Raw genomic sequence first — 13,600 nt, 5'->3', positions numbered from 1 at the left:
ATCGAGCACGGAGGCCCGGTAAGCGCAGCGCCACCGGGCAATTACAGCGCTACTGATTCTCTATCAACAGCGCTTCCAGCAGATCCAGATCGTGTAGTAGCTTTTGCAGCGTCTCGTTGCTGATCTGGCGCGTCGCGCGCAGGTGATACAGCTCGGCACGCTCGGAGCGCAGCGCCGCCAGGCGGAAACGGCGTTCGAGGTTCTCTTCCTGCAACGAACTTTCCACATCGTTACGTCCGTCAGCACGGCGGCGCAAATTACCGATCACGCGTGAACTGACTTCCTTCAGCAGCTGATTATCAATATTCTCTTCTGCATCGGCGGCCAGACGCTCTTCCATCTTCTCGATGGCGACAATCGCCACTTCCGCCGTTGCCGCGCGGGCAATCCGCTCCTCTTTATGCTGTTGCGAGGAATCACCCGCATCAATATGTTGCAGCAGAATCGGCAGCATAATCACGCCGACAAACAGCGAGAAGAGGATTACGCCCGCCGCCAGGAACACCAGCTCGTAGCGCGCCGGGAAGACGTCACCCGTCGGCAGCAGCAGCGGAATGGAGAGCACACCGGCGAGAGTAATCGCCCCGCGTACGCCCGCGAAAGAGGCAATCAGCAGCTCGCGCGTGGTCCAGGAGCCAAACTCCATCGGCTTTTTGGTCAGGAAACGAACGCTGAACTTTTTCATCGTCCACAGCCAGCCGAAACGCACCAGCATCAGCGCCATGTAGATCAACACGATATCGGTAAACAGCATCCAGACTTCAACGTTTGGATCCGCCTCCGCCGCAATCAGCGAGGATTCCATAATGCCCGGCAGTTGCAGGCCCAACAGCAGGAACACCATGCCGTTAAACACAAACTCGAGCATAGCCCAGGTACTGTTCGCGCGCAGGCGCATCGCCAGCGGCGCGCGGCGCATAACGCCGGAGCGGGTGATGGTCATCCCCGCGGCTACCGCCGCCAGAATACCCGACACGCCAATGTGTTCGGCAATCAGGTAAGAGGCAAACGGCAGCAGGAACAGCAGCACGATTTGGGTGGCAGGCTCATCGCCGCCCCAGCGGCTGAGGAAGCGCAGCGAGCGTCCGTACAGCCAGCTCACTACGAAGCCCGCGAGGATACCGCCAATCGCCACCTTGAAGAATTCCAGGGTCGCGCCGCCGACGGTAAAGACCATGGTCCCCATGGCAACCGCCACGGCAAACTTCAGGGCGACCAGGCCAGAGGCGTCGTTCATCAGCGCCTCGCCCTGCAAAATGCCCATGATTTTCTTTGGAATGCGCCCTTCGCCCACAATGCCGGACAGCGCCACGGCGTCGGTAGGCGACAGCACGGCGGCCAGCGCAAAGGCGGGTATAAGCGGGATCCCCGGTACGGCCCAGTAGATCAGGAAGCCAATCCCGACGACGGTAACCACCACCAGCGCCAGCGCCAGACCGAAGATTTCTCGCCCGTGCTCAAGAAATTCGCGCGTCGGCGTTTTCCAGCCATCGGCAAACAGCAGCGGCGGGATAAACAGCACGAGGAACAGTTCCGGATCGAACTCCACGTGCAGACCGAACGTCGGCCACGCCAGCAGCGCGCCGATAGCTATTTGCATTAAAGGCAGGGGGACCTGGAAGGGCAGTACGCGTGTAACCACCCCGGATAATGAGACCACAAGGGTCATGATGAGTATTGTGAAGAAAATTTCCATGCGTTCCCTGTTTGCTGTGTATCTTATAAGCCAAACCTGAGGCGTCGTGCCTCTTATTCTATCCTCTCCAGAGTAACGTAAAAGACAACGGGATGAGTCCTGAAAATAAAAACGGGCGGCCTGAGCCACCCGTTTTCGCATAAAAAGTCAATTCAGATGGCCCAGCCGCCCGCGTAGAACGCCACCAGCGCAACGGCGATGACCACGGTGCCGATGTTCAGCTTGCGCCACTCACCGGAGACCAGACGGCCAATCACCAGCGAGGCGAACCCGATCATAATGCCGGTCACGATGTTACAGGTCAGCACGATGAATACCGCAGTGATCAGGCCAGACATGGCATCAACAAAGTCAGCAAAGTCGATTTTCGCCACGTTGCTCAGCATCAGCAGGCCGACGTACATCAGCGCAGGTGCGGTCGCGTAAGCTGGCACCAGATAAGAGAGCGGAGAGAGGAACAGGATCAGCAGGAACAGCACGCCAACGGTGATGGCCGTCAGGCCGGTTTTACCGCCTGCCGCCGTACCCGCTGCGGATTCGATGTACACAGCCGCAGGCGCCGCACCCACCAGACCAGAGAAAACGCTGCTCAGGGAGTCGGTGGTCAGCGCTTTGCCGCCGTCAATAATCTGGCCGTCTTTATCCAGCAGGTTCGCCTGACCGGCCACCGCGCGGATGGTGCCGGTGGCGTCAAATACCGCGGTCATTACCAGCGCCAGCACACTTGGCAGGATCACCGGGTTCAGCGCGCCGACAATATCCAGGCTACCAATCAGGGAGTTGCCTTTGTCATCGCTCAGCGAAGGCATGGCGAAAATACCGGAGAAGTGAACGGTCGGATCGAAGATCAGGCCGACAATGGACACGCCGATAATGGTCAGCAGAATGCCGCCCGGCACTTTCAGTTTTTCCAGGCCAATGATCACCGCCAGCCCCACCAGCGACATGATCACCGGGAAGCTCGCGAAGTTACCCAGCGCAACCGGCAGGCCGTCCAGCGGATTCTTGATGACCAGACCCACGCCATTGGCGGCAATCAGCAGCAGGAACAGGCCGATGCCGATACCGGTGCCGTGCGCCACGCCCTGCGGCAGGTTGCGCAAAATCCAGCTACGGATGCCGGTAGCAGAGATCACGGTGAACAGTACCCCCATCAGGAATACCGCGCCGAGCGCTACCGGGACACTGATATGCTGACCCAGCACCAGGCTGAAGGCGGTAAACGCGGTCAGGGAGATGGCGCAACCAATTGCCAGAGGCAGGTTCGCCCACAAGCCCATCACAATCGAACCCACACCCGCAACCAGGCAGGTGGCAACGAAGACCGCCGCTGGCGGGAAGCCGGCTTTGCCGAGCATGCCTGGCACCACAATGACGGAGTACACCATCGCCAGAAACGTGGTCAGACCGGCAACCACTTCCTGGCGCACGGTGCTGCCGCGAGCAGAAATTTTAAACATGGCGTCAAGTGAACCGCCGGTACGCGCAGATGGCGTAGACATAGAAAACATCCCCTGAAAATTTTTATTGAAAGTCCGTAAGCGTGGTGGAGACTCCACTGCCAGCGAAACGTCAAATCCTTGTGCTGCGTTTGCGACGAAAGGGGCGTCACAAAAAAAGCAAACGTTTAGCTCCGCGCTTACAAAACGGGTGGTCAAATGTAGGCAAACGATTATCTAGCCTAATACCCGCCCTTTTCAACTGAACTTTCTCGTTTTTCGCTAAAATAGCCTCACGGCGATGAAGAATTAAGCAGAGGATGCGCAAACGTTATCGTCCATGCGCAATTTCGTTACATTTCAGCCCTCGCCGGGGATCGTCAGCGGGCCGCCTTTCGCAAGCGTTGTCTGCCAGCCCGGACGTGCCTCCACCCTCTGTTTCCACGCCTCTATGTGGTCGAGATTGTCGATGCCGCCTCTCGCCAGCAGGGCAAAGACAGGAAAACTCATCTGGATATCAGCCATGGTCAGCGTGTCGCCGGCAAACCAGCTATTTTCGGCGAGATGATCGTTAATAAAGCGTGCATGCGTTTCCAGCTGGCGGTTGAGATACGCTTTTTGCACTCCCTGCCCCAGCGCCTTACCCAGCGTGCGCAGGCCAAACGGCACGGGTGGTTTACCGAGGCTGTTGAACACCAGCTTCATTAACAGTAACGGCATCAGAGAGCCTTCGGCGTAATGCAGCCAGAAGCGATACTGCACTTTATGGGCAGGATCTAACGGTTTGAATTGTGAGGCCGGATCGTATGTTTCCTGAAGATATTCAAGAATTGCGCCTGATTCGGCCAGAACCAGTCCGTTATCTTCCAGGACAGGGGATTTTCCCAGCGGATGGACTTTTTTGAGCGCGTCTGGCGCGAGCATGGTTTTTTCGCGCTGGTAGCGCACAATCTCATACGTCAGACCCAGCTCTTCCAGCGCCCAGAGGACGCGATGTGAACGAGACTGGTTAAGGTGGTGGACCGTTAGCATGATGTTCTCCGGTGATTCATACTTTTTAACTATAGAAAACTGAACAACTTCACGAAAAAAATTCGGCTAAAAACTCATCCTTTCCGGTGGCAAAAACGGCGGCCGGGCATAGAATTAAGGTATCAGTACAAACCGGAACCTCCTCCACAAGCTCGACACGAGGGGTACTGATGTCGGGGGAAACCCTCCCGAGAACCAGCGGGATAGAGAGAAAGACAAAGACCGGAAAAAACTAAAGCGCCCTTAGTGGCGCTTTAGTTCTTTATGCTTGTTTTGCGGTGCAGCGCTTCGCTTAACTGGCAAACAGACCTCAATCCTCCTCCAGCAGTCTCGCCCCCGTCCCCTGCTCGCCCAGCCTGTCGCCGGGGTTTCGCAACGGACAATCACTACGTGATAAACACCCGCAACCAATACAGCCGTCCAGCTCATCGCGCAGTGCAACAAGCGTGTGGATGCGCCTGTCCAGCTCCTCTCGCCACTGGGATGACAATTGCTTCCACTCTTTCGCGCTCAACGAGTGCCCTTCCGGCAAAACGCCGAACGCGTCACCGATGGTGGCCAGGGGGATGCCAATACGTTGCGCAATTTTGATAATCGCCACGTAGCGGAGCACGTCACGGGTGTAGCGACGCTGGTTCCCGGCGTTACGGATACTTTTTATTAACCCTTTGCTTTCATAAAAATGAAGCGCCGACACCGCTACGCCGCTTCGCTTCGCGACTTCGCCAGGGGTTAACAGCGCTTTAATGCGCGGTAATCTCTTTTCCATAAAACCTCTTTACCTCAAGTTAACTTGAGGAATTATACTCCCCCGCAGAGAAAACGACGAATCAACCAGGACAGATGTCTCCACAGAGGGGTAACCTAATGTCGCATCAGCAAATTATTCAGACGCTTATTGAATGGATTGATGAACATATCGACCAGCCGTTGAACATTGATGTGGTCGCTAAAAAGTCGGGCTATTCGAAATGGTATTTACAGCGAATGTTCCGCACCGTAATGCATCAAACGCTGGGTGACTATATTCGCCAGCGCAGGCTCCTGCTGGCAGCGCAGGCGTTACGCTCAACGCAGCGGCCCATTTTTGATATCGCAATGGATCTGGGCTATGTGTCGCAGCAGACCTTTTCCCGCGTCTTCCGCCGCGAGTTTGACCGTACGCCGAGCGACTATCGCCATCGGCTTAATTAATGCGTATTAACGCGAAGGTTGCTGCTGCCAGGCCATAAATGCCTGCGGCGGCATCGCTTTCGCGAAATGCCATCCCTGACAATACTGCACGCCACGTTTCAGCAGCCAGCTCACCTGCTCCCCCGTCTCGACCCCTTCCGCAATGGTTTTCAGCCGCAGGCTTTGCGCCATCTCAATGATGTGTTCGGCAATCAGGTGACTGGTGCTGTTGGTGGTTAAGGTATCAATGAAGGACTTGTCGATTTTCAGGATATCGACGTTCAGCGAATAGAGGTTATGCAAATTAGAGTAGCCGGTTCCAAAATCATCAATCGCCACCTCATAGCCCGCCTGGCGAAACGCCTGGATGACCGGCGTGGTTTTAGGCACATCAATAAAACCACGTTCCGTAACCTCAATTTTGATTTGCTGCGCGCGGACCGAGTAAAAGCGGGCTTTGTCGGAGATGAGGGCGATAAGACGCGAGGAGTGGAAATCCGAGGCCGACAGGTTTATTGAGACATACAGATGAGGATGAGCGGCAAGGAAATGCCCCAGATCGCTGAACACCGCCTCCACGACGTAGTCCGTGATGCGCGCAATCATCCCCTCTTTTTCTGCCAGAGGAATAAATTCCGCGGGGCTCATAACCTGCCCGTTGAATCCCGGCCAGCGCAACAACGCCTCTGCCCCTACGCACTGGTTATTTTTAATATCAATAATGGGCTGATAATGGACGCACAGCTGGCGTGTATTCAGCGCCCGGTGCAGACGACGGCCAGGCGAATTCAATTCACGGTGTGTACGCGACCACACCAGCAGAATAATAATGCTGCAAATCATCCCCAGCGGTAGCGTCAGGGTAGCCTGATGATAAAGCGTTTTATAAAAACGAGCACTGGACGTTGAAACTATCGCCGCAATGGGTCGCTGCGCCGATTCTACAATCGTATAAAAACGGTCCCCTTTCTGAAAAGTCGTTTCCTGATGCCCAATCATCGAATGCATTAAAGGAATATTGGCTTTCTGGCTGACAGAAAAGAATGCATTGCTGACGGTGTCATACACTCCCCACGACAGGGAACGATCGTCTGACATCACCTCACTGTACGAAAGCGGATTAACCACGACGACGTAATTTCCGCGCTGCATATATATCATTTTATAACCATAAAAAAATGGCGTGTCGCGAAAATAATAGATGGCAACGTCGGGTTTACGTGTGTAATTGGCTGCGGGAATAATGTAAGGATGGTCCGGAGTGAAAAGGGTCGAGCAACGAAAACGCTGCCCTTCAGCATAAATTAAATCGGCAACAAAAAGACGACCGCGGGCAACGTTCAACATATATTGACGATGCGCCGGCGTACAAATGTTACCCTGATATTTTTCCGCCTCTTCCCGAGCCAGATCAACCTGTTGAATTACCCGTTCAGTTTTGTTTAAAGCAAGTTCAGCAAAGGTGCGCAGCTCGGCGCTGATTTCTGACACGGCTCGAAGCTTGGCAAACCATAGCGCAAGCATCACCGGCAGCATAACGACCATGATAATCCCGACCACGTTGAGCATCTTGCGCCGCGCGCTACGATTCATTTCCCGCTCTGTATCCCTGAATGTTGTACGCCTGTAGCAATGAAGGCCGGCTGCTTTGATAAACAGGTGATTACGTTGCATGAATCATGCGAAGTTAGCAACTGACTTTTGGTATTAAAAATCCTAAAATTCATGATGCCGATAATATTTTCCCGTAAGCTAAACTGAAAGTATTCGTTCAGTTTCTATTAAGGAAATAATTATCCAGCACATCCGGGTGGTTTAAGTTAGCACAATAGAGAATCGTTGATTTAACCAAACGTCTGAGCGCTTGAAAAAGATGCATGATGAACCCGCAACGTCGTGATAATTGTTCGTGGATGTTTCGGTATTTGATTTATTCATCATCAGATGCGACCACATTATTTTTTGCGACGCCCGACAAATAGCGTTTCCATTTTCCCGTAAAACGACTCACGCGCCGCGTTCCCTGCATGGGCCGCGTTTTCATCTGCTGTATGCGCACATGCCCACACCGACGCGGGGCTGAGGCCCCAGCCCCGCTGACAAAGATATATTCTCCAGGGTGATAAATCGCCCATTTTTCCTCAATGTGACACTGGCTAATAAAACATCAAATGTGATATAGTTCACACATCTTATGTAACGAGAAACATTGTTTCATTCCAGTTCGTCTGTTTTGTCGAGGATGGGTTTTATGGCAACCATTACCACCAGCATGGTGCTCCTGCGCTGGCCGTTGTTGAGCGCGGTTTTGATGTTTTTGGCCAGCACGTTAAACATTCAGTTCCGAAAGTCCGACTACGCGGGTCTGGCGGTGATTAGTACCCTGTTAGGGTTGGGAGCCGCATGCTGGTTCGCGACAGGGTTGCTCGGCATTACGTTGATGGATATGTCTGCCGTCTGGGAAAACATTAAAGTGGTGATGGTTGAAGCCATGAGCCACACTCCGCCAGACTGGCCGATGGTGATTACCTGATCGCCTGTTATTAAAAAACCCAGACAGGTGTCTGGGTTTTTTTTGATTTACGCGTCTGGATATCAGAACGGAATATCGTCGTCGAAGTCCATTGGTGGTTCGTTAGACGGTGCCGGGGCAGACTGCTGCTGCGGACGAGACTGCGCGCCGCCGCTGAACTGGTTGCCGCCCTGCGGCTGCTGTGGCTGGCCCCAACCGCCCTGCTGCTGGCCGCCACCTGCTGGTGCGCCACCGCCCTGACGACCACCCAGCATCTGCATGGTGCCGCCAACATTTACCACCACTTCCGTGGTGTATTTTTCCTGACCGGATTGATCGGTCCATTTGCGGGTACGCAGCTGGCCTTCGATATAGACCTGAGAACCTTTGCGCAGATACTCACCGGCCACTTCAGCCAGTTTGCCAAACAGCACAACGCGGTGCCATTCGGTCTGCTCTTTCATTTCACCGGTCGCTTTATCACGCCAGGATTCGGAAGTAGCCAGCGTAATGTTGGCAACTGCACCACCACTCGGCATGTAGCGTACTTCCGGGTCCTGGCCCAGATTACCGACGAGAATCACCTTGTTTACGCCTCTGCTGGCCATGTTCGTGTCTCCTGAATACGTTTCTTAATAGTGTAAACGCGCGAGTGTACCATTTCCATACGACACTTTGATAGTTGCGTAGCATGTTCCAGACTTCTCTCGCGAACTCGACATTGTTACACAGTGAATCAGAAAATGCATTCCAATACTGTATATTCAAACAGGTCATTTTGTGTCATAATTAGCCGTTTCTGACAGCCGTTTGTCCTTCAAACAAATCAGGCAATCCGTGTTCCAACCGGGAAAGGTGAATGGATAAGATCGAAGTTCGGGGCGCCCGCACCCACAATCTCAAGAATATCAACCTCATAATCCCTCGCGACAAACTCATCGTCGTGACCGGGCTTTCGGGGTCTGGCAAATCCTCACTGGCTTTCGACACCTTGTATGCCGAAGGACAGCGTCGTTACGTTGAATCACTTTCAGCGTACGCACGTCAGTTCCTGTCGCTGATGGAAAAACCGGATGTCGACCATATTGAAGGGTTGTCCCCGGCTATTTCTATTGAGCAAAAATCTACCTCGCATAACCCGCGTTCAACGGTCGGTACCATTACCGAAATTCATGACTACCTGCGCCTGCTGTATGCGCGCGTGGGCGAGCCGCGCTGCCCGGATCACGACGTCCCACTGGCGGCCCAGACCGTGAGCCAGATGGTGGATAACGTGCTGTCGCAGCCGGAAGGCAAACGCCTGATGCTGCTGGCGCCCATTATTAAAGAGCGTAAAGGCGAACACACCAAAACGCTGGAAAACCTGGCAAGCCAGGGCTATATCCGCGCCCGTATCGACGGCGAAGTGTGTGACCTCTCCGATCCGCCAAAGCTGGAGCTGCAAAAGAAACACACCATCGAAGTGGTGATTGACCGCTTCAAGGTACGTGAAGATCTGGCCACGCGTCTGGCGGAATCCTTTGAAACGGCGCTGGAACTGTCGGGCGGTACGGCGGTAGTGTCAGACATGGACGATGCGAAAGCGGAAGAGTTGCTCTTCTCCGCTAACTTCGCCTGCCCGATTTGCGGCTACAGCATGCGCGAGCTGGAACCGCGCCTGTTCTCGTTCAACAACCCGGCGGGCGCGTGCCCGACCTGTGACGGCCTTGGCGTTCAGCAGTATTTCGACCCCGATCGCGTCATCCAGAACCCGGAGCTGTCGCTGGCGGGTGGCGCCATTCGCGGCTGGGATAAGCGTAATTTTTACTACTTTCAGATGCTGAAATCGCTGGCAGAACACTATAAGTTCGACGTTGAAGCCCCGTGGGCCAGCCTGAGCGCGAACGTACATAAAGTGATCCTGTTCGGTTCCGGCAAAGAGAACATTGAGTTCAAGTACATGAACGATCGCGGTGACACCTCCGTACGTCGACACCCGTTCGAAGGGGTGCTGCACAACATGGAGCGCCGCTACAAAGAGACCGAATCCAGCGCGGTGCGCGAGGAGCTGGCTAAGTTTATTAGCAACCGCTCCTGCGCCACCTGTGAGGGGACACGTTTGCGTCGCGAAGCGCGTCACGTGTTTGTGGAAAACACGGCGCTACCGACCATCTCAGACATGAGCATTGGTCACGCGATGGACTTCTTCAATAACCTGAAGCTCTCCGGCCAGCGCGCGAAAATCGCTGAAAAAGTGCTGAAAGAGATCGGCGATCGCCTCAAGTTCCTCGTGAACGTCGGCCTGAACTACCTGACGCTTTCCCGCTCGGCTGAAACGCTGTCCGGCGGAGAAGCCCAGCGTATTCGTCTGGCGAGCCAGATTGGTGCCGGTCTGGTCGGCGTGATGTACGTGCTGGATGAGCCGTCTATCGGCCTGCACCAGCGCGACAACGAACGCCTGCTCGGCACGCTGGTTCACCTGCGTAACCTCGGCAACACGGTTATCGTGGTCGAGCACGACGAAGATGCAATCCGCGCCGCGGACCACGTCATCGACATCGGCCCGGGCGCTGGCGTGCACGGCGGACAGGTGGTGGCAGAAGGCACGCTGAAAGACATTATGGCGGTGCCCGAGTCGCTGACCGGTCAGTACATGAGCGGCAAGCGCAAAATCGAAGTGCCAAAACAGCGCGTGGCGGCGAACCCGGAAAAAGTGCTGAAGCTGACCGGCGCGCGCGGCAACAACCTGAAAGACGTGACCCTGACGCTGCCTGTCGGGCTGTTTACCTGCATCACCGGCGTGTCCGGTTCCGGTAAATCGACGCTGATCAACGATACGCTGTTCCCGATTGCACAGACGGCGCTGAACGGCGCAACGCTGGCCGAACCTGCACCGTACCGCGACATTCAGGGGCTGGAGCATTTCGATAAGGTTATTGATATCGATCAGAGTCCCATTGGCCGTACGCCGCGCTCCAACCCGGCAACCTATACCGGCGTCTTCACGCCCGTACGTGAACTCTTTGCCGGCGTGCCGGAAGCGCGTTCGCGCGGGTATACGCCAGGACGTTTTAGCTTTAACGTGCGCGGAGGCCGCTGTGAAGCGTGCCAGGGCGACGGCGTGATCAAGGTTGAGATGCACTTCCTGCCGGATATCTACGTGCCGTGCGACCAGTGCAAAGGTAAGCGCTATAACCGCGAAACGCTGGAAATTAAGTACAAAGGCAAGACCATCCACGAAGTGCTGGATATGACCATCGAAGAGGCGCGCGAGTTCTTTGACGCCGTCCCTGCGCTGGCGCGTAAGCTGCAAACCCTGATGGACGTGGGTCTGACCTATATTCGTCTGGGGCAGTCAGCGACAACGTTGTCCGGCGGTGAAGCGCAGCGCGTGAAGCTGGCTCGCGAGCTGTCCAAACGCGGTACCGGTCAGACGCTGTACATTCTGGATGAGCCGACCACCGGCCTGCACTTTGCGGATATCCAGCAGCTGCTGGACGTGCTGCACCAGCTGCGCGATCAGGGCAACACCATCGTGGTAATTGAGCACAACCTGGACGTGATTAAAACCGCAGACTGGATTGTCGATCTCGGCCCGGAAGGCGGCAGCGGCGGCGGTGAAATTCTCGTCTCCGGTACCCCAGAGACCGTTGCAGAGTGCGAAGCCTCGCACACCGCGCGCTTCCTCAAACCGTTGCTGTAATCGTCACACGGAGAGCTGCTGTCGGATCGTTTCCGGCAGCAGTTCTACCGCCTGTTGATACGACGCGTCCACCAGGTAGTAGATTTGCGAATCTGGCAGCGAGCCGTCGAGAAACACCGTACTCCAGTGCGCTTTATTCAGATGCTTACTTGGCCTGACATCATGGTGCTGCTGGCGCAGTAAGTCGGCCAGTTCCGGACTGGTTTTCAGTGATGCCGCAGGTCGCGCATCCACCTCTTTCACCATCGCGAACAGCACATCCCCCACTTTGATCTGCGTGGCTTTCCAGTCGCTGTGAACGCTTTGTTCCGCACCCGGCTTACTCATGCAGTACTGAAGTATCTCCGAAATTGTCATCTTTATTCCCCTTGTAGCGTTGCGATAATTTTACGCGAACCACCGTGAATGCGATGTTCTCCCAGCCAGATCCCCTGCCACGTACCCAGCAGTAGCCGTCCGTTGTGGACCGGCAGCATCAGCGAGACGCCCAGCAAAGAGGATTTGATGTGCGAGGGCATATCATCCGCCCCCTCGTAATCATGCTCATACGGGGCGTTATCCGGGACGGTTTTCAGAAAATGCCGCTCCATGTCAGACCGGACGGTGGGATCGCAATTTTCATTGAGCGTGAGAGAAGCAGACGTGTGCTGAAGCAGCAGATGCAGCAAACCCGTTTTGACGCGCGAGAGGTCGCGGATTTGCCCGATGACTTCGTCCGTCACAAGGTGAAATCCGCGTGGCTTTGCGCTTAAGGTCAGGGTCTGTTGATACCACATGTGCTGCTCCATTATGAAAGGTGAATCTTTCTAAGTGTGCAGCAAGAAAGCGAAAGGTAAAACCCGCGCGGCGAGATTTGATTAAAAAAGCATCCACCCCGCCGTAAATGCATCAGTATTCGGAGTTAACAATCACCTCTTCACCAAATTTTCCGGCCATCGGCAGCGGTCGGTAGGTGGAGTTCGAGGCGCGTAACACCCTGATGCCTCTGGCTCCCACGTCGTGCGCCGCGGTGATGTCGTTATCTGAATCACCGTAGAACACTTTGATATTTTTCTTTTCCAGCCACTGAGTTTTAGTGTTTTGCCCTTCCTGGTCCCCGGCAAAAATGACCGGATTCATGCTGGCCGCCGGGATCAGGAAATCATCCTGTAGCGTTTTCGAGACGGTTTCGGTTTTGGTCTGGCTACGTCCGGTCACGAAGTAAATGCTGTCGCCGCGCTTTACGTGCATGGCGATCAGCGCGCGGGCAACCTCTTTCGGGATACTGAACTCATCCCAGCCGTTGTTCATCTTTTCCCAGAATTCTGGGTTTTTCAGATAGGCTTCGCTGTCCGGGGAGTACGTTTTTTTGCCGCGCCAGAAACCGGGGCTGGAGAAGAGAACGGTATCATCAATATCGAAGCCCACGGCCATCGGCGGGCGACCCGTCAGGCTGTTTTCGATTTGTGCTACTGAAACCCAGTGAATGGGGGCCTGTTCGGCAAGTATGGCGGCGGTGGTGCCGGTGTAAAGCGGCGTGGGTGCAGAAGCCCGCGCAACAACGGTACTATTAAGCGAGAACAATAAGCAGGCGGCGCTGAGCGCCAGTGTGATCTTGCGCATATTTTCCCCTGAATATTCAGTTTGTTATCTTTTTATTTTGAGCGGATGGTCAAAAAACTATCCGACCATAACCCCAGCGGGAGGGGAAGGAAAGGAGTTTTTACTTATGGAGCTGAATAAAAAGAAGACGATCACAAAGCGTGGATGGGACATGTAGGTCCGGTAAGCGTAGCGCCACCGGGCGAAATTTACTGCGGTCTGATGCCCTCACCCCAGCCCTCTCCCACAGGGAGAGGGAGAATAACCAGCCCGTAGGTCCGGTAAGCATAGCGCCACCGGGCGAAATTTACTGCGGTCTGATGCCCTCACCCCAGCCCTCTCCCACAGGGAGAGGGAGAACAACCAGCCCGTAGGCTCGGTAAGCGTAGCGCCACCGGGCGAAATTTACTGCGGTCTGATGCCCTCACCCCAGCCCTCTCCCACAGGGAGAGGGAGAACAACCAGCCCGTAGGCTCGGTAAGCGT

12 protein-coding genes are annotated in these 13,600 nt (G+C 55.1%); 3 read left to right on the top strand and 9 right to left on the bottom strand.

Annotated features, from left to right (window positions below):
• Window positions 1–49: 49 nt before the first annotated feature.
• The 4 genes from G6Q29_RS20235 to soxR form a co-directional block, all read right to left on the bottom strand.
• Complete coding sequence (locus tag G6Q29_RS20235) at window positions 50–1,696, bottom strand: Na+/H+ antiporter (protein ID WP_165466897.1); 1,647 nt, start codon at window positions 1,694–1,696, stop codon at window positions 50–52.
• 152 nt (window positions 1,697–1,848) lie between these two features.
• Window positions 1,849–3,198 carry a guanine/hypoxanthine transporter GhxP gene (ghxP, locus tag G6Q29_RS20230; RefSeq protein WP_006810466.1) on the bottom strand — a complete coding sequence of 450 codons (1,350 nt, stop codon included), beginning with the start codon at window positions 3,196–3,198 and terminating at the stop codon, window positions 1,849–1,851.
• A gap of 297 nt (window positions 3,199–3,495) precedes the next feature.
• Entirely contained in the window at window positions 3,496–4,167 is a 672-nt protein-coding gene (locus G6Q29_RS20225) for a glutathione S-transferase family protein (protein WP_165466896.1), read from the bottom strand.
• Window positions 4,168–4,477: 310 nt separating this feature from the next.
• Complete coding sequence (gene soxR, locus G6Q29_RS20220) at window positions 4,478–4,936, bottom strand: redox-sensitive transcriptional activator SoxR (protein ID WP_003860275.1); 459 nt, start codon at window positions 4,934–4,936, stop codon at window positions 4,478–4,480.
• A gap of 98 nt (window positions 4,937–5,034) precedes the next feature.
• Between soxR and soxS the strand changes: the two genes are divergently transcribed.
• A complete protein-coding gene (soxS, locus tag G6Q29_RS20215; protein WP_165466895.1) occupies window positions 5,035–5,361 on the top strand; it encodes a superoxide response transcriptional regulator SoxS in 327 nt (108 codons plus the stop codon).
• A 6-nt stretch (window positions 5,362–5,367) separates the two neighbouring features.
• On the opposite strand, the gene G6Q29_RS20210 is transcribed toward soxS, so the two are convergent.
• Entirely contained in the window at window positions 5,368–6,933 is a 1,566-nt protein-coding gene (locus G6Q29_RS20210; RefSeq protein ID WP_165466894.1) for an EAL domain-containing protein, read from the bottom strand.
• 658 nt (window positions 6,934–7,591) lie between these two features.
• Between G6Q29_RS20210 and G6Q29_RS20205 the strand changes: the two genes are divergently transcribed.
• Window positions 7,592–7,873 (top strand): YjcB family protein, encoded by a 282-nt coding sequence (locus tag G6Q29_RS20205; RefSeq protein ID WP_165466893.1) that lies wholly within the window; start codon window positions 7,592–7,594, stop codon window positions 7,871–7,873.
• 62 nt (window positions 7,874–7,935) lie between these two features.
• Here G6Q29_RS20205 and ssb1 read toward each other — a convergent pair whose 3' ends face one another.
• Complete coding sequence (ssb1, locus tag G6Q29_RS20200) at window positions 7,936–8,460, bottom strand: single-stranded DNA-binding protein SSB1 (protein ID WP_003860284.1); 525 nt, start codon at window positions 8,458–8,460, stop codon at window positions 7,936–7,938.
• 251 nt (window positions 8,461–8,711) lie between these two features.
• Here ssb1 and uvrA point away from each other — a divergent pair, with 251 nt between their 5' ends.
• Window positions 8,712–11,534: an excinuclease ABC subunit UvrA gene (uvrA, locus tag G6Q29_RS20195; RefSeq protein WP_003860287.1), complete on the top strand. Its 2,823-nt coding sequence runs from the start codon at window positions 8,712–8,714 to the stop codon at window positions 11,532–11,534.
• Between the two features lie 3 nt (window positions 11,535–11,537).
• On the opposite strand, the gene G6Q29_RS20190 is transcribed toward uvrA, so the two are convergent.
• From G6Q29_RS20190 to aphA, 3 genes are all read right to left on the bottom strand, one after another.
• The gene (locus tag G6Q29_RS20190; protein ID WP_165466892.1) at window positions 11,538–11,891 is read right to left on the bottom strand and encodes an MmcQ/YjbR family DNA-binding protein; all 354 of its coding nucleotides are present in this window, start codon (window positions 11,889–11,891) and stop codon (window positions 11,538–11,540) included.
• A gap of 2 nt (window positions 11,892–11,893) precedes the next feature.
• Window positions 11,894–12,310, bottom strand: coding sequence for a secondary thiamine-phosphate synthase enzyme YjbQ (locus G6Q29_RS20185; RefSeq protein ID WP_022650227.1), 417 nt, complete (start codon window positions 12,308–12,310; stop codon window positions 11,894–11,896).
• A gap of 112 nt (window positions 12,311–12,422) precedes the next feature.
• Window positions 12,423–13,136 carry an acid phosphatase AphA gene (aphA, locus tag G6Q29_RS20180; RefSeq protein WP_003860292.1) on the bottom strand — a complete coding sequence of 238 codons (714 nt, stop codon included), beginning with the start codon at window positions 13,134–13,136 and terminating at the stop codon, window positions 12,423–12,425.
• Window positions 13,137–13,600: the final 464 nt, after the last annotated feature.

The sequence above is a fragment of the Enterobacter cloacae genome (assembly GCF_011078175.1).
GTDB classification, from domain to species: Bacteria; Pseudomonadota; Gammaproteobacteria; order Enterobacterales; family Enterobacteriaceae; genus Enterobacter; species Enterobacter cloacae_Q.
The sequence above is the reverse complement of the archived record's forward strand: the minus strand, read 5'-3'. Positions and strand labels throughout refer to the sequence as shown.